At 34.4% G+C, this 20,820-nt stretch carries 13 protein-coding genes and 1 other RNA gene; 9 read left to right on the top strand and 5 right to left on the bottom strand.

Annotation, left to right across the window (positions count from 1 at the left end; translation table 11 throughout):
* Complete coding sequence (locus tag B0A67_RS10450) at window positions 1-459, top strand: sensor of ECF-type sigma factor (protein WP_072962655.1); 459 nt, start codon at window positions 1-3, stop codon at window positions 457-459.
* Between the two features lie 67 nt (window positions 460-526).
* Here B0A67_RS10450 and B0A67_RS10445 read toward each other — a convergent pair whose 3' ends face one another.
* Window positions 527-1,588: a beta propeller repeat protein gene (locus B0A67_RS10445; RefSeq protein ID WP_072962650.1), complete on the bottom strand. Its 1,062-nt coding sequence runs from the start codon at window positions 1,586-1,588 to the stop codon at window positions 527-529.
* Window positions 1,589-1,707: 119 nt separating this feature from the next.
* Between B0A67_RS10445 and B0A67_RS10440 the strand changes: the two genes are divergently transcribed.
* The 3 genes from B0A67_RS10440 to B0A67_RS10430 all read left to right on the top strand — a co-directional run bounded on the left by B0A67_RS10440 (window position 1,708) and on the right by B0A67_RS10430 (window position 6,442).
* Complete coding sequence (locus tag B0A67_RS10440) at window positions 1,708-2,958, top strand: hypothetical protein (protein ID WP_072962646.1); 1,251 nt, start codon at window positions 1,708-1,710, stop codon at window positions 2,956-2,958.
* 134 nt (window positions 2,959-3,092) lie between these two features.
* Window positions 3,093-5,066, top strand: coding sequence for a KUP/HAK/KT family potassium transporter (locus tag B0A67_RS10435; RefSeq protein ID WP_072962643.1), 1,974 nt, complete (start codon window positions 3,093-3,095; stop codon window positions 5,064-5,066).
* A 146-nt stretch (window positions 5,067-5,212) separates the two neighbouring features.
* Window positions 5,213-6,442 carry an RsmB/NOP family class I SAM-dependent RNA methyltransferase gene (locus tag B0A67_RS10430; protein WP_072962640.1) on the top strand — a complete coding sequence of 410 codons (1,230 nt, stop codon included), beginning with the start codon at window positions 5,213-5,215 and terminating at the stop codon, window positions 6,440-6,442.
* Between the two features lie 75 nt (window positions 6,443-6,517).
* Here the strand turns inward: B0A67_RS10430 and B0A67_RS10425 are convergent, their stop codons facing one another.
* Entirely contained in the window at window positions 6,518-7,558 is a 1,041-nt protein-coding gene (locus B0A67_RS10425) for an AMP-binding protein (RefSeq protein WP_072962637.1), read from the bottom strand.
* 4 nt (window positions 7,559-7,562) lie between these two features.
* On the bottom strand, window positions 7,563-8,498 hold the full coding sequence (locus B0A67_RS10420; RefSeq protein WP_072962633.1) for a CPBP family intramembrane glutamic endopeptidase: 936 nt from the start codon (window positions 8,496-8,498) through the stop codon (window positions 7,563-7,565).
* Between the two features lie 116 nt (window positions 8,499-8,614).
* Here B0A67_RS10420 and arsC point away from each other — a divergent pair, with 116 nt between their 5' ends.
* The 3 genes from arsC to fumC all read left to right on the top strand — a co-directional run bounded on the left by arsC (window position 8,615) and on the right by fumC (window position 13,595).
* Window positions 8,615-8,959 (top strand): arsenate reductase (glutaredoxin), encoded by a 345-nt coding sequence (gene arsC / locus B0A67_RS10415; protein WP_072962630.1) that lies wholly within the window; start codon window positions 8,615-8,617, stop codon window positions 8,957-8,959.
* A gap of 95 nt (window positions 8,960-9,054) precedes the next feature.
* On the top strand, window positions 9,055-11,517 hold the full coding sequence (locus B0A67_RS10410; RefSeq protein ID WP_072962809.1) for an outer membrane beta-barrel family protein: 2,463 nt from the start codon (window positions 9,055-9,057) through the stop codon (window positions 11,515-11,517).
* 692 nt (window positions 11,518-12,209) lie between these two features.
* A complete protein-coding gene (gene fumC, locus B0A67_RS10400) occupies window positions 12,210-13,595 on the top strand; it encodes a class II fumarate hydratase (RefSeq protein ID WP_072962626.1) in 1,386 nt (461 codons plus the stop codon).
* Between the two features lie 114 nt (window positions 13,596-13,709).
* Here fumC and B0A67_RS10395 read toward each other — a convergent pair whose 3' ends face one another.
* Window positions 13,710-14,912 carry an NAD(P)-dependent oxidoreductase gene (locus B0A67_RS10395; RefSeq protein WP_072962622.1) on the bottom strand — a complete coding sequence of 401 codons (1,203 nt, stop codon included), beginning with the start codon at window positions 14,910-14,912 and terminating at the stop codon, window positions 13,710-13,712.
* Window positions 14,913-15,152: 240 nt separating this feature from the next.
* Between B0A67_RS10395 and B0A67_RS10390 the strand changes: the two genes are divergently transcribed.
* Window positions 15,153-16,355: a serine hydrolase domain-containing protein gene (locus tag B0A67_RS10390; protein WP_072962618.1), complete on the top strand. Its 1,203-nt coding sequence runs from the start codon at window positions 15,153-15,155 to the stop codon at window positions 16,353-16,355.
* Window positions 16,356-16,422: 67 nt separating this feature from the next.
* Window positions 16,423-16,819: a transfer-messenger RNA gene (gene ssrA, locus B0A67_RS10385) on the top strand.
* 228 nt (window positions 16,820-17,047) lie between these two features.
* Here ssrA and B0A67_RS10380 read toward each other — a convergent pair.
* Window positions 17,048-20,818 (bottom strand): N-6 DNA methylase, encoded by a 3,771-nt coding sequence (locus B0A67_RS10380; RefSeq protein ID WP_072962615.1) that lies wholly within the window; start codon window positions 20,816-20,818, stop codon window positions 17,048-17,050.
* Between the last annotated feature and the right edge of the window lie 2 nt (window positions 20,819-20,820).

The following is a 20,820-nucleotide window of genomic DNA, read 5'->3' as shown; positions in this document are numbered from 1 at the left end:
ATGAAAATTAAAAATATACTACCGATAATTCTATTCTTTGTTACTTTCTCATTTTATGCACAAAGTGATAAAACAGATGAGAAGCGAGAAAAAATTAAGGCATATAAAGTTTCTTTTTTAACTACAGAACTAGAACTAACCTCTACAGAAGCGGAAAAATTCTGGCCTATTTACAATGCATATGACGACAAACAATACGAACTGCGTCATGAAAAAATGAAAACCTATCTGCGCAAATTAGACGACGACAACATCAGTTCAATGTCAGAGAAAGAGGCAGCGTCGCTCCTGTCACAAATAGAAAGCACTGATAAAGAATTATATCTTTTGCGCGACAGGTACAATACCAATTTAAAAAAGATCCTATCGGCTAAGAAAATACTAAAGCTTAAAAAATCAGAAGATGATTTTAACCGCAAATTACTGAAACAATACCGTGACAAAGCGAGCAAAAGCTAATATTAAAAAGAACAACAGCGACAGGGACCCTATATAATAATACTTACTTTATTATTTAGGGTTCTTGTTATTTAAAACGAATTCGGATTACTTTATTATGACCTGCAGCAATTGCCGTATTCCTGTTTACAAAACGAATCGTAAAAAGTTTTGAATCTGTTGATAACTGAGTCCAGTTTTCGCCCCCGTTCTGAGAATACTGAATCCCTTCAGAACCTACGCAGATAATTTCTTTACCATTTCCTCCCGGAACATACTGCACGCATGATGCGTATCCAAAACCCATTTCCTGACCTATTAATTTCCAGGTATTTCCACCATCAGTCGTAAAAGCTTTATTATCTGTTTTTTTGTTTGGAAGCTCATAATCACCACCTGCAATAAATCCGTGTTTGGCATCATAAAAATCAGCAGTAAAAATACCTGTCATTGCTTTTCCCTGAACAATTGGCGTTTCAATTACTTTCCATGTTTTCGCTTTATCAGGAGAATAAAAAACACGTGCTTTTTTTCCACCTGAAACCAGCCATGTATCATTTCCTTTTATAACAATATTCGAGTTACTTGCAGCAAAAGCCGCTTCGCCCTCAGCATTTGTAGGTAATTTATCTGAGAGTATTTTTGTCCATGTTTCGCCTCCGTCACGTGTTACAATAATTGAGAAAGTATCTTCTGTTGGATCCCCTATTGCAATTCCCTCCTTATCATTCCAAAATTGCATACTATCATAAAACACCTTTTCGTGAACTTCTTTATAAACTAATTTTACTTTTTGTGTTTTTTTAGATACCTGATAAAGTAGTGCAGGATTTCCTACGCTTAACAAAAAAACACTCTGAGAATTTTGAGCAATGCTTCTAAATTCCAAGTTCAAAGTATCACGATAAATACGGTCTTCAAACTTCTCTTTTTTATCTAAATCATAATAGCCAAATCGGGAATTATCAGCTCCGTACCAAATTTTATTCTTATCAATTACAATCGCCCTAATACTAATTTTATCCTGAAACAAAGTATCTATCTGTATGGAAGTAAAACCACCCCAAAACGACTTTTTATCATTATGATTCAGCGCTTTAAAAGACATTAATAAAATCAAAGCACCAAAAAACAATATTACTTTTCTCATATAAATTAGATTTTTTTGATGCTAAAATACAATTATTTATAACATATAAAATAAGTTCTGTTCTTTTTTCTGGCACAGTAATTGGATATCTCAGAATATCAATCTTAATATGATTTAAAATGAAAACTAAACTACTTTTTATAGCCCTGCTGACATTAGGTTTTAGTTCTGTACAAGTACAAAGCCAAACTACTGTTTATGCAAAAAACTCAGATATAAGCGATAACTTAGACTTAAGAGCTGTGGCCTCTATGTTTGGGGAATCAGCAAACCTTCAGGATTTTGAAAGACGTTTGAACGATCCTAAATATCAAATATCCAATCTTGACTTAAATGGCGACGACCAGGTTGATTATTTACGTGTCATCGAATCTGTAGAAAACAGAACGCACGTTGTCATTATTCAGGCTGTTTTAGATCGTGATGTGTATCAGGATATTGCTACGATCGATGTAGAAAGAGACAATTATAATAAAGTTAGCGTGCAGGTTGTAGGTAATACCTATTTATACGGAGCCAACTACATTTATGAGCCGGTTTACAGTATAACTCCAGTGATCTATAGTTCATTTTGGGTCACCAATTACAGACCTTATTACTCCACCTGGACCTGGAATGTCTACCCTACCTATTATGCAGCATGGAGACCTTACCCTATTTACAGATACAGAAACAATATTAATGTTTGTATCAACGTAAACAATCATTACAATTATGTAAATACAAGAAGAAGTTACAGAGCTCCGGTTTTATATGAATCAAGACGTACCTATGGCTACGAAACAAGACGTCCTGACTATAGTTTTGCGCAAAGACATGCCAATGTATCGAACAGATACGATCTGGATCAAAGACGTGTAGCAAGCAGAGATTATAACAGAACTCAAAATACGTATAATACTAACAGAACAAGTACAGGAAGAGTTTCTACTGCGGACAACAGAACTTCAGGCAGAAATTACGCTGACAACAGAAACAATACTGACAACAGAAACAACACAGACAGAAGCTACAATACCAACCGAACATCTTCTGTAAGCAGAGACAATTCAGCAAACGTAAATAATCCTGTAAGAGTAGAAAATACCACAAGAACAGAAAACAGAAGAAATTACGGTCAAAATAATGCAAATGTTTCCAGAGAAAGTGCACCAAATATGAATACCAACAGAACTTCTGCCACTCAAAGAACAGAAACTCCCAGAAATTATTCAGAAAACAGAGGCGGTTCTGAAAACAGAGGAAGCTCAGCAAGAACTCAAAACACACAACGTTCCGAGTCTCCAAGAGGAAGTCAGGAATCAAGAAGCAGCCAGCCACAAAGAGAAAGCGGATCCGGTTCAAGAGGTGGCGGAGGAAGAAGAGGCTAATATTAAATTCGCATTTCTAAATAATAAACTAAAGCACAATTTAACGATTGTGCTTTTTTTTATCTTTTTAATTATAATTGACGCTAATTTGTTTTAAAACAGTAAATTTGCAACCGTCTTTTATAAAAACATACATGAGCGCATCGCATAAAAACTTACATAGTAAGTTGTCTATAGGGGGTTTATTGATAACATTAGGAATTATTTATGGAGATATTGGTACTTCTCCGTTATATGTAATGAAAGCCATACTTGGTGATTACGCCATAAATGCTGACATTGTTCTGGGTGGAATTTCATGTGTTTTTTGGACCCTGACCTTACAAACTACCATAAAGTATGTTCTTATTACTTTAAGTGCTGATAACCATGGCGAAGGCGGTATTTTTGCCTTGTATGCACTGGTTAAAAAAACAAAAATTCAATGGCTTATTGTCCCCGCAATTATTGGAGGCAGCGCTTTACTTGCTGACGGAATTATAACCCCGCCTATCTCAATATCCTCTGCTGTAGAAGGAATTAGAGCGTTTTATCCTACAATGAAAACGCAGACCATTGTTTACATTGTTATCGGAATTCTGTTTATTTTATTTACCATACAACAATTTGGAACCAAGCTGGTTGGGAAATTTTTTGCTCCAATGATGCTTATCTGGTTTGCCATGCTGGGAACTCTGGGGACGATTCAGATCATCAGCCATCCAGAGGTTATAAAAGCGATTAACCCTTACTACGCTTACCATTTACTTTCTATACATCCTGACGGTTTCTTTGTACTTGGATTTGTATTTTTATGTACAACAGGTGCTGAAGCATTGTACTCAGACATGGGACACTGCGGAAGAAAAAACATTAGAATAAGCTGGATTTTTGTAAAAACTACTTTAGTACTAAACTACTTTGGACAGGCAGCTTATCTGATTCATCATGAAGGAAGTACATTACAGCAACTAGGCGGAGAAAACGGAAATCCTTTCTATTTAATTATGCCTCACTGGTTTCTTCCATTTGGGATTGTAGTGGCGACTTTGGCAGCTGTTATTGCTTCTCAGGCACTTATCAGTGGTTCATTTACACTGATCAACGAAGCGATGCGTTTGAATTTCTGGCCAAAAGTAAAAATCAAATATCCTACTGAGGTAAAAGGACAATTGTATATTCCGTCAATCAACTGGCTGCTGTTTTTTGGTTGTGTTGGAATCGTTTTACACTTCGAAAAATCAGGAAACATGGAGCATGCCTACGGTCTTGCTATCATTTTATGTATGATTATGACGACTATTTTACTTAATTATTATTTGATAATGAAAAGAGTAAAATTGTATTTAATGGTACCTCTTATCACGGTTTATTTATTGATAGAATTTAGTTTTCTAATTGCCAACATTACAAAATTTGCAGAAGGTGGTTATGTAACGTTAATCATTGCAGCAGTTCTGATTTCGATTATGACGATTTGGTACCTGGCGAAAAGAATTAATAAAAGCTACACTAAAATCATCAAAATTGACGATTATAAGAAAGTTTTAATGGAGCTGAGCGAAGACTTATCTATTCCTAAATATGCCACACACCTCGTTTATATGACCAATGCAAATCGTGTGGATGAACTTGAAGAAAAAGTAATTTACTCTATTTTACAAAAACGTCCTAAAAGAGCTGACATTTATTGGTTTGTACACGTAAACATTTTAACTGAACCGTACAAAACACAATATAAAGTTACTGAAATTGCCAAAGACGATATCTACCGAATCGATTTCAACTTAGGATTCAGAGAACCTACAAAGATCAATTTGATGTTCAGGGAAGTAATTCGTGATATGGTAAAACGTGGCGAAGTAGATATTACAAGCCGTTATGAATCATTGAACAAAAACAATATTATTGGTGACTTTAAATTTGTACTGTCTGAAAAATTCTTGTCAAATGACAATGATTTAAGATGGCACGAAAATATTATCATGAACTCTTATTTCTTTATCAAGAAACTGAGTTTATCTGAAGAAAGAGCATTTGGTTTAGACAGCAGTTCGGTGAAAATAGAAAAATTCCCAATGGTGCTTCACGCTCCGGAAAATATTGGATTGACCCGAATTATAAAATAAATCATTTATAAAATACTTTAGAAAAAACACTCTTTTAAACTTTATCAGAGTGTTTTTTTCTTTTTAGAGGAAGTTAAAACAACATTCATAATTAAAAATTTAACTTTCAATCAATTAATAGTACCTTTGCAACTCAAATAATTAAAATGAGATTACACAGAAATTTAGTTTATACTACCATCGATTCTTTAAATGCAATTTTCAATGAAGGAGAATATGCAGACAAAGTGGTAGCAAGAGCATTAAAAAAAGACAAACGTTGGGGAAGTTCTGACAGGAAGTTTGTTGCTGAAACGATATACGAAATTGTTCGTTGGAAACGATTATACGCAGAAATTGCCGAAGTAAAAGAGCCTTTCGACAGAGAGAATTTATGGAGAATGTTTGCTGTTTGGGCAGTTTTAAGAGGATATCCAATTCCGGATTGGAAACAACTGGAAGGAACACCTGAAAGAAAAATTAAAGGACGTTTTGACGAACTTTCTAAAGTTAGAGCATTAAAAGAATCTATTCCGGACTGGATGGATGAATTGGGTGTAAAAGAACTTGGAGAAAAAGTTTGGGCTACAGAAATTGCAGCTCAGAACCAGCCGGCAAAAGTTATTTTAAGAACTAACACACTTAAAGGAACAAAAGAAAGTTTGAGAAACACCTTGATGGATTTGAATATTGAAACAGAATATTTAAAAGATCAACCTGAAGCTTTAGTTTTAAAAGAAAGAGCCAATGTATTTTTGACAGACGCTTTTAAACAAGGACTCTTTGAGGTTCAGGATGCCAACTCACAATTGGTAGCCGGTTTTCTGGATGTAAAACCAGGAATGCGTGTGGTGGATACTTGCGCAGGTGCCGGAGGAAAAACATTGCACATTGCTTCTTTAATGGAAAACAAAGGACAATTGATTGCAATGGATTTGTATGAAAGCAAGCTAAAACAATTGAAATTGAGAGCGAAAAGAAATGGCGCTTTTAATATTGAATATCGTATTATTGACACTACAAAAGTGATCAAAAAATTACACGAAAAAGCGGATCGTGTTTTAATCGATGCGCCATGCAGCGGTTTGGGAGTCCTTAAAAGAAATCCTGACGCCAAATGGAAACTGAAACCGGAATTTATTGATAACATTCGCAAAGTTCAGGCTGAAGTTTTAGAAAGCTATTCTAAAATCGTAAAACCGGGCGGAAAATTAGTGTATGCAACTTGTTCTGTATTACCATCAGAAAATCAGGAACAGGTGGAGAAATTTCTAAAAACTGAAATTGGTAAACAATTTACTTTTATAAAAGATCGTAAAATCCTAGCTTCAGAATCAGGTTTCGACGGATTTTATATGGCATTACTAGAGCGCAAAAATGCGGTAATTGCTGAATAAAAATAAATCGTAATTTAAAAAATTCCAAATTCCAATTTTACAGTTGGAATTTGGAATTTTTATTTTGGGATTTATTTAAACCAAACTAGGTTTACGCAACAACTTCCCGTTTTCGTTTTCTTTGAATTTCGGAACAAAAACAATTTCTTTAGGCTTTTCATATTTTTCCAGAACATTAAAAAAGTCCGGAGCAAATTCTTGTTTTTCTCCTTCGATAACCAGAATAAGCTTTTCTCCTAAAGCCGTGTCCGGAACTCCTGTAACAAAAAATCTATTTGTTAGCTTACTAATTAATTTTGCTTCAATCTGTTCGGGAATCAGCTTTACTCCTCCACTATTAATTACATTGTCTATCCTTCCTAAAAAGATAAATTGATTCTCTCTAATCAATTCTACCAGGTCATTTGTAACGATAGGTTCTTCTGAAATCGTAGCAACAGTAATAACCAAACAACCGCGATCATCCTGCGCAATTTTCACATTAGGTAAAATAGTAAAAACCGTCTCCCCTACTTTTTTGGCAGCAATATGCGTGATAGTTTCCGTCATACCATAAGTTTCGTAAACTTCTGTTTTTAATGGTAAAACTTTTTCCTCGAGGGCAGCATCCATTTTTGCGCCTCCAATAATTAATTTCTTTACATTTTTTAAATCAGCTATTGAATTCTGAACCTGCAACGGAACCATTGCAACAAAATCATATACTTTATCATTAAGCACCAATGGCTGTGTGCTTGGTGCTGTAATATCTAACTCAAGCCCCAAAATAATACTGCGGACCAGCATCATTTTACCGGCTATAAATCGTACAGGCAAACAAAGCAAAGCTTTATTACCAGGTTCTAATTTAAAAAAATCTCCTGTCGCCAATGCAGACTGAATCATGGCCTGTTTTTCTAATCGCACCAATTTAGGAAGTCCCGTTGTTCCGGAAGTTCTCATTTCGATATAGTCCTTATCATCGAACCAATCGAGTAAAAATTCTCCTATCGCCTGCTCGTTGCCATCACCTTCTTTTATATAATCATAAGCAACACGGCGCACCTCGTCTGCGTTTAAATGAAATCCATCTATTTTAAAATAATTATGGACATTTTTGTGTGTTAATTTTGACATATTATTATTGATTTGAAATTTCTACAACATTTATTTTACCCGTTAATTTTTCCTTCCAGTCATTCCACTTGTATTTTTTACTAAAAATAAAAAGCAAAACAGGATAAATCACAACAACTGGCAGTATTACGTCCAGACCTGCTGATGGCTCTGACGTATCTTTGAAAAGGGAATGCGTCTGAAAAACAGACCAGTCTGAAGTAACCAATAAAGCACCAATCAAATTATTGGCAGCATGAAACCCTAACGCCAATTCCATTCCTTCATCCATAAGAGTTATGACTCCTAAAAACAATCCGGTTCCTATATAATAAACCATTATAACATACCCCATTTTAGCCACCTCAGGATTAAAAACATGCATCGAACCAAATATCAGCGATGTCATCATTAACGGAAACCATTTGTTATGTGCCAAATTAGCAAATCCCTGCATCAGATATCCTCTAAAAACATATTCCTCAGTACTGGTTTGTATGGGTATCAATATCGATCCTAAAACAACCAAAATCAAAAACGGTACTGGCTTAAAATTCCAAATAAAATTTTCCGGAGATTTAAAATATACTGCCAGAAAACTTAAAACAGAAAAGAAAGACCATAAAATGAAGGAAAACCTAATGCGTTTCCAATCTATTTTTTTTCGGGATGTGGTAACAGATAAAAAAGTCTGGCGATGCAGATACTTTACCACAAAATAAATTCCGACAAGTGCAAAAGCAAAAGAAATCATAATCAGAAACAAGGTAATGTTAGGCTCGAACATGTTCATAATAGCAGCGTTGTCTGAAGGAAAAGCCTCTTTTTTGACAAAACTTCTATAGAATACTGCAATCGAAAAAGGAATCTGACCAATAAATGATGCTATAATGATTAAAACTGATCCTATAAGATACAGCCAGAATTTATTCTGAGGTTTAATTCCTTGCTCTAGAAACATATTTGTAATAATTTAAAAAAATGAGAATCTGATTTGATAAGTAAATCTTATTTTTGGTCTTGCTAAAATACCTAATTTTAGTTTAATTATCTTACAGCACATTTAAATATATCAAAATGATACAAATTTATCACAATCCACGTTGCGGGAAATCCAGAAACTGTCTGGCTTTCATAGAAAAAACCAATCAGGAATATCAAATAATTCCTTACCTCACAGAAACCCCAAATTTTAATGAGCTAAAAGAACTTCTTAAAAAGCTGAATCTTGACCCCATCGAATTAGTCCGAACCAAAGAAAAAATCTGGATTGAAAATTACAAAGGCAAGGAATTGACAAACGATCAGATTATTCAGGCCATGATTGACAATCCAATCCTGATCGAGCGCCCTATAGTAGTAAAAGACGGAAAAGCCATTATTGGTAGAGACCCTGATCTGGTTGCGGCTTTTTTAGACTGATTATAAAGAATCAAATTAACATATTTTTGTGATTTCCTTCTTTAAACCAAAAGCTACATTTACGGTCTAAAATGAAAAGAAACCAAAAATATACAATGAAAAAAATCAAATTTGCTGTAATGCTTGTATCCTTTCTTACAAGTTTTTACAATTATGCACAACAAGGACCACCTGCTAAAAACACTGTAAAAGTCACGGGGAAAGTTTTCGAAAAAATAAGCAAACAACCTCTTGAATATGCCACAATTTCTATCACTGCTCCAAATAGCACCAAGGTTATTGCAGGCGGAATCACCAATCCAAAAGGTGAATTTGATGTCGCTGTTGCTCCGGGAACTTACGACATAAAAGTGGAGTTTATTTCGTTTAAACCAACTGAAATAAAAGGAAAAAGTGTTCAGGGCGATACCAATCTAGGCGTTGTTAACCTGTCTGAGGATGCGGCACAATTGAATGAAGTTGTGGTTCGTGCCGAAAAATCAACGGTAGAAATAAAACTGGATAAAAAAGTATATAATGTTGGCCAGGATATGATGGTAAAAGGAGGAACAGTAAGTGACGTTTTAGATAACGTTCCGTCTGTTTCTGTTGATACTGAAGGAAATGTAAGTTTAAGAGGAAGTGACAACATCAGAATTTTAATTGACGGAAGACCTTCAAACGCTATAAATGTTGCTGAAGCTTTGCGTCAACTTCCTGCTGATGCCATAGATAAAGTAGAAGTAATCACCAACCCATCAGCTCGTTATGATGCAGAAGGTGGTTCAGGATTGATCAATATTATACTGAAAAAAGGTAAAAATCAGGGTTTCAACGGAACTTTTATTGCCTCAACAGGTATTCCTGAAACGTATGGCGTAAGCGGTAATTTAAATTACAAAACCGAGAAATTAAATTACTTCACTACTGCAGGTTACAACTACAGAACAAACGAAGGCGGTGGATTGACCAATACCGAGTATCTTAATGCTGACGGAACTCCTAAAGGTTTTTTAAATGAAGATCGTGATACTAAAAGAACGAACGAAGGATTTAACGGAAGAGCCGGTGTAGAATGGACGGTTGCGCCAAATACTTTTTGGACAAATGCCATTAATTACCAAAAAAATAGTGGCGACACGAGAGACTTGATCAATTATTATAATTACGATGCTGCTCAAGCTTTTACCGGAACAACATTTAGATTAAACAATGGAGTTACAGGAAGCGAAAACGTAGAATATACGTCTAATTTAATCAAAAATTTCAACGACAAAGGACATAAACTTACTGCTGATTTATCAGTTTCAAGAAATACAGATGACAGCAACAGTATCATTACGGCTTCACCTAATTTCAACAGCACCTTAAACGACCAGGTTCAAAAACAAGTACAGGTTCAGGCTGATTATGTTTTACCATTAGGTGAAGGAAGTCAGTTCGAAGCCGGATACAAAGGTAGTTTTGGCGACCTGAACAACGAATATCTAATAACTGACGGTGCAGGTGTCAAAGATGATAATTTATCTAACACCCTGGAATACAAAGAAAATATAAACGCGATTTATACACAGTATGGTTTCAAATTAAATAAGTTTTCTTATTTATTTGGATTACGCTGGGAAGACACCAACATTCAGGTTAACTTATTAGATACTAATGAATTCAACACTAAAAAGTACAACAACTTATTTCCTAGTGCCTTTATTAGTTACGAAATTTCAGACCAGAGCAACTTTACTGCAAGCTACAGTAAACGTTTAACAAGACCTAGAGGCCGTTTCATGAATCCTGCAACAAATTACGCCAGTAATATCAATATTTTTCAGGGAAATCCGGATCTGGATCCATCCTTAACTGATAAATATGATATTGGATATATCAAACGCTGGGACAAATTAACTTTTAATACTTCGGCTTATTTCGAAAACACGAAAGACGTTTTTAGTTTCGTAAGAACTCCAAACGGCGACACAGTAGATGGAATTCCGGTGATTCTAAGCAGACCAATTAATCTGGGAAGAGAGCAAAAATATGGTTTCGAATTTACATTGAATTATACACCGTTTAAAAAATGGAGAATAAACAGTAATTTCAACCTCTATAATGTAAAAACAACAGGAGAAAATACGTATACTGATACCAACGGAAATCTGGTGGTACAAAATCTAAACAATCAGGCCAATACCTGGTTTGCCAGAATCAACTCGAAATTAACTTTACCATACAAAATCGACTGGCAATTAAGCGGAGTTTATAATGGTGAACAAAAAACGGCTCAGGGTAAAAACCTTGGACAATTTGCGATGAATACCGCTTTCAGCAAAGATGTCTTAAAAGACAAAGCTACTATTGCATTTAATATTAGTGACATTTTCAACTCAAGAATCATGAAGTCGTATACTTACCTTCAAAACGATACAACACTTGAGAGTCAAACTTCGTACAGCGAAATGCAATTCCGTAAACGTCAATTCAATTTATCTTTCACATATCGTTTCAACAAGCCTAAAACGGAAAGAGAGAAACCCGGAGCGCCTAAAAATGATGGTGATGGCGGGAGCGAATTCCCGGGATAGTTAAGTTAAATTCCAAAATAAAAAAATCCAAATTCCAATTACTCAGTAATAAATTGGAATTTGGATTTTTTCTTGCAATTTGATTAGATCTTTTGCATAAAAAAAGGACTCGTAAACGAGTCCTTTTTTATTGAAATCAATTAATTAATATTTAACTGATTGTTCTTGTCTTTTCTTTGCTCTTTTCTCTTTGATAAGTTCCCAGCTAGCTCCCGTAACCCAATAAGATACGAAACCAACTAAGAAAAACATCAACCAAAACCCTATAGTTAGTATGGTCAAGAAAAGTAAAAAACCTAAGTACTGTGAAAATTCAAACATGTTTTCCGGAATTTTTGAATGTAATGACAAATGTAAGTCTTATATTTTTCCTTACCAATAAAATCCAAATCAATTTTCATAAAATCACAATAATCCGTATATTTAAACTCATTTTAAATAAGGGACTTTTCCGATTATTATTTAACTAGCTAAATTATAAGAACATGAGTATTTTTAGGAGCTATTTCCCGCTATTCGCTGCAATCTTTTATTTTTCTAAAGAAAAAAAATAAAAGATTTTCGCTACTATCGGGGCTAAAAACCAGTTTTCATAAGAAGCATTCGTTTTTAGCTATACGTTAAGTTTTCAGCTTTCATTATAATACTACTCGCAGAAACAACAAACAACAAACAACAAACACATATACATCATGAAATACAGAATAGAGAAAGACACTATGGGCGAAGTACAAGTCCCGGCAGACAAATACTGGGGCGCACAAACAGAGCGTTCGAGAAACAATTTTAAAATTGGAGCTTCAGCCTCTATGCCACAAGAAATCATTGAAGGCTTTGCTTATCTAAAAAAAGCAGCCGCTTATGCCAATGCAGACTTAGGCATTCTTCCTGCCGAAAAACGCGATGCGATTGCAGCAGTTTGCGACGAAATTCTTGCCGGACAATTAAAGAATGAATTTCCATTAGTGATTTGGCAAACAGGATCAGGAACACAAAGCAATATGAACGTGAACGAAGTTGTTGCCAATCGCGCACAAGTTTTAAAAGGCTTCAATATTGGCGAAGGCGAACCTTTTATCAAAGCCAATGATGATGTCAACAAATCACAATCATCAAACGATACTTTTCCAACAGCGATGCACATTGCAGCTTACAAAATGGTTATTGAAACTACTATTCCGGGAGTAGAAAAACTACACGCCACTTTAGCAGCAAAAGCAGCCGAATTTAAAGACGTGGTAAAAATTGGACGTACACATCTCATGGATGCAACTCCTCTAACTCTTGGACAGGAAATTTCAGGATATGCCGCTCAATTGTCTTTTGGACTAAAAGCACTTAAAAACACTTTAGCCCATTTATCCGAAATTGCTCTTGGCGGAACCGCAGTAGGAACCGGGCTAAACACTCCAAAAGGATACGACGTAAAAGTTGCTGAGTACATCGCAAAATTCACCAACTTGCCTTTCGTTACCGCAGAAAATAAATTTGAAGCATTAGCAGCACACGATGCTATTGTAGAAACTCACGGTGCTTTGAAACAATTGGCCGTTTCGCTTAATAAGATAGCAAACGATATTAGAATGCTGGCTTCAGGTCCTCGTTCCGGAATTGGTGAAATTCACATTCCTGAAAACGAACCGGGATCATCCATCATGCCGGGAAAAGTAAACCCTACACAATGTGAGGCCTTAACAATGGTTTGCGCACAAGTTATCGGAAACGACATGGCAATTGCCGTTGGCGGAATGCAAGGGCATTATGAATTAAACGTTTTTAAACCTGTAATGGCTGCAAATTTCCTTCAATCAGCAAGGTTACTAGGAGATGCCTGCGTTTCATTCGACGAACATTGCGCTCAGGGAATCGAGCCCAACTATAAACGCATCAAAGAATTGGTAGACAATTCCCTGATGTTAGTTACCGCTTTAAACACAAAAATTGGCTATTATAAAGCCGCCGAAATTGCTCAAACCGCACACAAAAACGGAACAACTCTTAAAGACGAAGCCGTTCGTTTAGGATATGTATCGCCCGAAGACTTTGATGCATGGGTAAAACCGGAGGAAATGGTTTAAAAAAAAAGTTATGAGTTATAAGTTATGAGTTAAAGTAAAAAAGCAGAAGATTAAAAAAATCTTCTGCTTTTTTATTATTTCTAAAAGTTACAATTCATAACTCATAACTTCCTCCTATTTCCCGTCTACGTAATCTTGTAAATAACTGAATCTTTCAGTTAATTTTCCTTTATCCGTTATTTTGGCACGTTGCAGGATTCCGTCTTTATCTCCATTGAAGAAAGCTGGAATTACGTGCTCCATAAATTGTTCCCCAAAACCTTCACTGGCGTCTTTTGGGATTTCGCATGGCAAATTATCAACCGCCATGACTACAACTGCTGCAGGATGAAATACCTCAACCTCTCTGTCTTCTAAAGGAAAATAGCCATAGATAGGTTCCTCAATTGTCGAAGAACGAACGGTACATGCAATCGGGCCATTTACATCACAAGAGATATCAGCAACAACTTTTAGTTTGCAGTCACTTGCATTCAGCATTTCTCTCGTTAAAATCATCGGGGCACCAGCACCATAAAAATGTCCGGCAAAATAAATATCCGATACTTTAGTAAACTTTTCAAAATCAGAAACGTATTCGTCAGGATGTGCCAGAAAATCTCTAAAATCGATCACTTTACCATCAATTCGTTTATTGTACTCTAAAACATCCAACTGAACATAAACGGGCTGGGTATAATTTTTAGTTAAATAATTCTCGACCGTAATTTCTTTTACTTTAATAGCATCCAGAATTTCTTTGGCTCCGCTACCTACTTTTCCTGTTCCGGTTACTACAAATTTTAGAGCCGGCAAATTAATACGCTTCAAATGCATGATTAACGCATCTTTACCCGCAAGAGTTTCTGCTTTTGGCAGTTTAAACAATTCAAACTTTATTCCAAACGCACGAATTCCGTTATACACACCAACCATTCCTGCATATTTCCCAAAACCAATTAAACGGCGATTCTGATCGTCGACAATCGTTTCATGATCATATAAGTCGATATTTTTTTCTAAAATTGCTTTTAACAATTTCTGATTATAAGGCTGTTTTTTTATCGTATGAGAAAAAAAGAAATACGCTTTCTCGGGAATCAGATTTTCTACAGGAACTTCTTTCACTCCAAATAAAACATCACAATCAGAGACATCATCTGCAACAGTGATTCCCATACTTTGATATTGAACATCCGAAAAAATCCTAATATCTGAACTTTCTACCACAACGGCAGCATCATGATACGTTTGCTTGAGTTTAGTAAGTTCATTTGGTGAAAATACAACACGTCTGTCCGGTGGATTTTTTCTTTCCTTAATAATTCCAAATTTCATTTATATGCAGATTAAAATATTATTAATATAACTTTTAAGACTCATTTTGTTTCAAATATAACAAATTTAGTTAAATTTTTGTTGTTAAAATACAATTCAGAATGTTTCAAAATCATTACTAGCTGACTAACAAACAACTAATTAAACAAAGTCTTAATTTTTTGTTAAAACAAGCTTTGCAATGACTAAAAAAAGGCAAAACATAAATATTGAATTCTATATATTTGTTTTTAAAGAATGATGAAAATGAGCTTCCTTAAAAAGACAAATATACCACAAATACTTTTCCTAATTTTAGTTTTAGGGTCATGTGGAAAAGATAAAAACACAACAAATAAAGAAGAGGCTGCAATAGAAGACACCTTACCTAAGATGAAGCCTTTAGGTCCTGAAAAAAGACTTAGTCAAGCTTACATAAATTCAGTAACCGGAAGAATAAATCATTTTTATAATAAAACCTGGCCAAACAACACGATGAATGGCGGATTTTTAGTCGCTAGAAATGGTCAGATTATTTTTGAAAGATATAATGGTTATGCCAACAAAAATGAAGGCACAACAATTACTGCCAATACTCCGCTTCATATTGCGTCAGTAAGTAAGGTTCTAACTGCAACGGCTGTTTTAAAATTGGTGAATGCCGGCAAATTGGATTTGGATCAAAAAGTAAATACGATCCTGAAAACTTTTCCTTACCCGGATTGTACCGTAAGAATGCTGCTTAGCCACCGCAGTGGAATGCGTAATTACGCTTATTTTACCGATCGTGATAAATCAGTTTGGGACAGACACAATCAATTGACCAATAAAGATATTCTCAATATCCTTGCCACTAAAGATATTGGTCTGGAATCAAGAACAGGTACTCGTTTTAGCTATTGCAATACCAATTATGCAATGCTGGCACTTATTATCGAGAAGATAACGGGACTGACTTATAAAGAAGCGATGACGCAAATGATTTTCAAACCTTTAGGAATGTCCAATACTTTTGTTTTGGATACTGAAAAAGACAGAAAAAAAATTGTTCCGTCTTATAAAGGCAATGGTGTCGAAATTGGTTTTGATTATCTGGATTGTGTTTATGGTGACAAAAACATCTACTCTACTCCTCGTGATTTATTAAAATTTGACAGGGCAAGAAATGCTCCGGGTTTTCTGAAACCGGAACTTCTAAAACAAGTTTATACGGGTTATAGTAATGAGAGAAAGGGAACAAAAAATTACGGCTTAGGAATCAGAATGATCAATTGGGAAACCGGACAGAATTTTTATTTTCACAATGGCTGGTGGCATGGAAATACCTCATCTTATATTCCGCTGCAAAAAGAAAATGTTACCATAATTGCTTTATCAAATAAAATGACGAGAAATACGTATGCGGTTCGTAAACTGGCTCCCATCTTTGGTGATTATCCGTTTAATTTTAAAGATGAAGAATAATATTATTTTTCTCTAAAATTTATTACAAAACTAACTTCAAATAGTATAAATTTGCAAACTCATTTTTGGGGTCGACTGGTTTTGACAGCAAGTCGAATTGGAAAGTAAGCACGTCGAGCATTGAGACCTTGCTCGTAAATATAAGATCTTACAATTTTACACGGCGAAAATAACTACGCTTTAGCTGCATAATCCGAATTATAGTAAGATTAAGCCACGTTCCTATCAGATAGGAAAGCTGGATTCTCCTTGAAAGCCTTGGTTTGTGGCGGTCAGTCCAGGAGAACCGTAAAAATAAACCTAGATTTCCATGAGCTTCGGGTGGAGATCGAAATTAAGAAGATAAGTGTTGAGTGGTTGTTCCTGACCTAGCTCAACAACGAAAATCCAATCAGGAAATAAACGTGTAGAAAGCTCTTTAGTTGCTTGTTTGGACCCGGGTTCGATTCCCGGCGACTCCACAAAAAAGCCTGTAAACTCAATGTTTACAGGCTTTTTGTTTTTTAGTTGCCGTTTTCGTTGCCGTTTATTATTTGCTGATAACTTTTTTCAGGATAAGAAATAAAATATAAAAGCCCGCCAAATGCGAGCTTTATAATTTATGATTGGTAAATAGAAATATTTTTTTTCTATAATTTTATTGCCATTATCTCTAATATTCAAATCCGTTGCAGTAGCTATGGTGGTTGACATTACATCAAATACGCCTTTAAAATAACTTCTTTTTGTTTTGGCATTAAGCTAATTTGTTTTTCTAAATCAGTTATTTTATCTTCAATTTTGTCAACTTGAGTAACAATAGCTTGCTGTTCAGCTAAACAAGGTAGAGCTATTCTATAATCCATAATGTGTTGCTTGTCACCTCTTGGCATTTTCAAACCTTTGGGTTTTTGCATTTCATAGTCAAAAAACTCATCTTGTTTTAAAGTATAATAGATGTATTTCGAATCAATATTTTCAGATGCTGCTTGGAATACTAACACATCATTTGAACTACCTCCATCATTATCTGCAAACCATATCTTTTTTAAATACGGTCTAATATTAGACAATAAAACATCTCCAATGTTATACGCTGTTGACGTTCCAGCATCTGGTACAAAATTAGAATCAATTTTACCTGCCATATTTTGTAACATATTATCAACTCCAATATAATTTTTTGAAGTTAATAACGAGGAACTAATCCTTTTACTAGAAAAATCACATAAATCACGCAGTTTTTTACTATCTCCCTTAACTGCACCAATTATGTTTTTAATATTTTCTCTTAATTCTGAGATTCTTTCATTCGCTTTTTGCTCTTGCATTTCCAACACTTCAATTTCAGAAACTATTTTTTCTTGAATTTTAAGCGGTGGTACTGGAATTTTAAAATCCAATAAATCAGTTTTTGATATGTTATATTGAACACTTCCAAAACCTAATCGTTTAAGCTGTTCTCGACTAATACTTGATTTTAAAATTATATTTAAATAATTGGGAGAGATAACCTTTAAATCAAAATTAATAAACTTACCTACTCGCTGGTTTAATAAAAAACTATTACCTGTATTATTTTTAAAAACCGTAGGTATTGCAAGTAAATTTAATTCACTATTCATATCGGTCATTGCTATAATCACATCATTATCACATAAAAGGTAGTCTTTATATTTTCTTTGAAAATCATCGGGAAGAAATGTTTTTTTATATTCTAAATCTAAAACACCTCCAAGTCTAATATTCGCTTGTCTAAAATTCAATGTGTCTGATTTTTCAATATAATCAGAACTTTTAAAAGCAAATCCATTTTGAAGATCAACAAATTCTTTAAGAGATCTCACATCCCATTTACTTTCAATTTTTACTTTTTTTTTAACGGACAGCGAAATATTTTTTTCAAAGTCCACACGGTCAAACGTAAACATATCTACCAAATTATGATAGCTAAGATTTTTTTGTAAATTTTCTGGAAACTGTAAATCAAACTCCCCTAAAAACGCTTTATAAATATAAGTGCTCGCTTTTTCGGCATTAGTAAAACTATCGGCATCAAACAATTGAGTACATTCATCTATACTTTTACTTCGCTGTATGGCGTGAATACCTTCACTACCTCTACGGTTACTAAATTCGTAACCGAGAAATCGTTTTTCTTCGTTTTTTTCGCCTGTTTTTACTAATACTAATTTTTGAGGATAAGCCAAAATAAAATAAAGCAATTTATCTTGCTCGATAGCTAAAATAGCAGTCCAAAGTTCCTGTTCGTTTTTGGCTTTTATTTTCTTGATATATTCCTTATAAATTTCGTGTTGCTCGACGTTCTTATTAGGCGATCTATGCAACAGTGTTTTATAATCTTCGAATGAAATGGAGTCCCAAACGTGAGCTACATATTTTTTAAGCGGTTTTTCAATGCCGTTTATAGTTACATCTTGCAAGTTTACAAAACACTTTTTAATCGCTTCTTCTATATTATATGCATCTGCATTATTTCTGCGTCTTAAAAACAACGTTACGGTATTTGTTCCTGTAGCCATAAAAGTATTGGAACCTAATTCGGCAATACCTAATATTTCAAAATACTTTAAAAGGATTTCTCTTGTCTGGGTATAAATACCAGTATTACTCAAAATACTACTTGGCAAAATGATTCCTGCAACACCTCCGTCTTTTAATAGTTGTTTGGTACGTTCAATAAACAAACATTCTATTTCAGAACTTTGATCGGTTAATCTATTGTATAAATCAAATGCAAGCCTAGATTTTTCTTCATCCATCAAACCCTTGAAAGCAGAAACTGAATAAGGTGGATTTGAGATTATAACATCAAATTGCTTGTTGTCTTGCGGATAGGTTTTGTCGGTCTCCTTCAATAAATCCTTAAACTCTTTTGAAGTTCCAAAATCACCCAAACCATCTCCGTGAATGACTTTAGCCAAACCATCTCCGTGTAAATAACAACTTACTTTTGCTGTTTTTACAAGTCGATAATCTTTTTCAATACCATAAACGTAAGACTCCGCCCAATCAAATTGGTCAACTTTCCATTTTTCAATAGCTCTTTTGGTAGTAGGACTAAAAGAACTTTCATCTAGGCCGTCAATGTAATTTTGAACTACTTCCATTGACTCTGTGATAAAATGACCACTTCCTGCCGCATAATCAATTATTGTCGGTAGCAAGTCATTTTTATTTCCAACCTCAATTTTTTGAGCTGTAATTTCTTGAAACGGCAAACTTTTAATTATAAATCGAGCAATAGGAACTGGTGTAAAAAACTGCCCAGATTCTTGTTTCAATCCTGTCGTCAAAAGTAATTCAAAAAAGTCACTTAAAAACTGTTGGCGGTAATTATAGCGTATTTGATATACTTGAAGTAGTTCCACCACTTCTTTTACTACCTTTGCATTTTCCTCAAAAGAAGCATCATCATATACTTCCTTAATTGCAAATTCATTGTTCTTTTTAAGACGTATTTCAGTTAAAATTTCTTTGAATTTATCTTTGTATTGAGATTCAACTTGTAAAAATTGCTTATCAAATTCGCTGTCACTTACATCCGTAACCTTCTTTTCCAAAAGCTCAAGCATTCCTCTATTATACAGATCAGTTAGTCTTTTTTGAAATGAAATATGATCATCTTCTCCTTCAAGCCACTGGAAATGCAATTGATCACTTGTATTTCTGTTTTCATCAACAATTTTACAGAGGAAAAGTGTAAATATTTTATTGAAAGCGTTAGGCTTATCAGAAACGACATTATGTCTTAATATTTCCAAGAAACGATTGAAAATAAAACTACTGTCTTCTTGCCTTAATACTTTTAAATCATTTTTGGTTAATGCCTTACTTTGAAATTCATAAGGCGATACCCAACTATCAAAAACGCCATTTGTCTTTGGTAGTTTATTCCAACGCTCAAAGAAATCTTTCACATTTCCCGCTTGGCGATAATCTTCTTCAATTTTTACAATTGTATTTTTATACTCAACCTTTTTACCGTCTAATTTTGAAGCATATAGCATTAGAACATCAGCATTTTTGTCTTGTTGAAAATAAGTAAATAGTTGACCTCCGTTTTTTTCTAAATTTTTAAGCTCTTTCTCAAACTCAGCTCCCCAAGTCTTGCATTCAATCATTAAATAGGCAGAATTATCCTCTTTAGAAATCAAAATATCTAATCTTCCACTTGTACCGTGTCCAGTTTTCCAAGTTTTTTCTAAAGTAATATTTTGAGGCTGATATCCCTTTTCCAGTAATCTGTCCACACATTCTACAACAACCCAGTTTTCAGCTTGAGAGAAATTTTGAGTAGTTTTACTTTCTCCTTTTATTTTATTACCAAAATTGATAATTTCTTTTTCAAAATCAATTTCAATAGCATAATTATTTGAGTTAGAGTATTTTTTTCGAAAAATCCCAACGGTATTTTCTTTAGGTGTAAATCCTAATGAGAGTATAAGTTTCTTATTATCCATAT

The sequence above is a fragment of the Flavobacterium aquidurense genome, assembly GCF_002217195.1.
GTDB classification, from domain to species: Bacteria; Bacteroidota; Bacteroidia; order Flavobacteriales; family Flavobacteriaceae; genus Flavobacterium; species Flavobacterium frigidimaris.
This window is presented reverse-complemented; position numbering and strand designations above follow the sequence as displayed.

Excerpts from the sequence above, each read along its gene's own strand:
- B0A67_RS10390 (WP_072962618.1), top strand. The coding sequence starts at position 15,153 with ATGAAAATGAGCTTCCTTAAAAAGACAAATATACCACAAATACTTTTC.
- B0A67_RS10410 (WP_072962809.1), top strand. The coding sequence starts at position 9,055 with ATGAAAAAAATCAAATTTGCTGTAATGCTTGTATCCTTTCTTACAAGT.
- B0A67_RS10430 (WP_072962640.1), top strand. The coding sequence starts at position 5,213 with ATGAGATTACACAGAAATTTAGTTTATACTACCATCGATTCTTTAAAT.
- B0A67_RS10395 (WP_072962622.1), bottom strand. The coding sequence starts at position 14,912 with ATGAAATTTGGAATTATTAAGGAAAGAAAAAATCCACCGGACAGACGT.
- B0A67_RS10380 (WP_072962615.1), bottom strand. The coding sequence starts at position 20,818 with ATGGATAATAAGAAACTTATACTCTCATTAGGATTTACACCTAAAGAA.
- B0A67_RS10440 (WP_072962646.1), top strand. The coding sequence starts at position 1,708 with ATGAAAACTAAACTACTTTTTATAGCCCTGCTGACATTAGGTTTTAGT.
- arsC (WP_072962630.1), top strand. The coding sequence starts at position 8,615 with ATGATACAAATTTATCACAATCCACGTTGCGGGAAATCCAGAAACTGT.
- B0A67_RS10425 (WP_072962637.1), bottom strand. The coding sequence starts at position 7,558 with ATGTCAAAATTAACACACAAAAATGTCCATAATTATTTTAAAATAGAT.
- fumC (WP_072962626.1), top strand. The coding sequence starts at position 12,210 with ATGAAATACAGAATAGAGAAAGACACTATGGGCGAAGTACAAGTCCCG.
- B0A67_RS10420 (WP_072962633.1), bottom strand. The coding sequence starts at position 8,498 with ATGTTTCTAGAGCAAGGAATTAAACCTCAGAATAAATTCTGGCTGTAT.
- B0A67_RS10445 (WP_072962650.1), bottom strand. The coding sequence starts at position 1,588 with ATGAGAAAAGTAATATTGTTTTTTGGTGCTTTGATTTTATTAATGTCT.
- B0A67_RS10435 (WP_072962643.1), top strand. The coding sequence starts at position 3,093 with ATGAGCGCATCGCATAAAAACTTACATAGTAAGTTGTCTATAGGGGGT.
- B0A67_RS10450 (WP_072962655.1), top strand. The coding sequence starts at position 1 with ATGAAAATTAAAAATATACTACCGATAATTCTATTCTTTGTTACTTTC.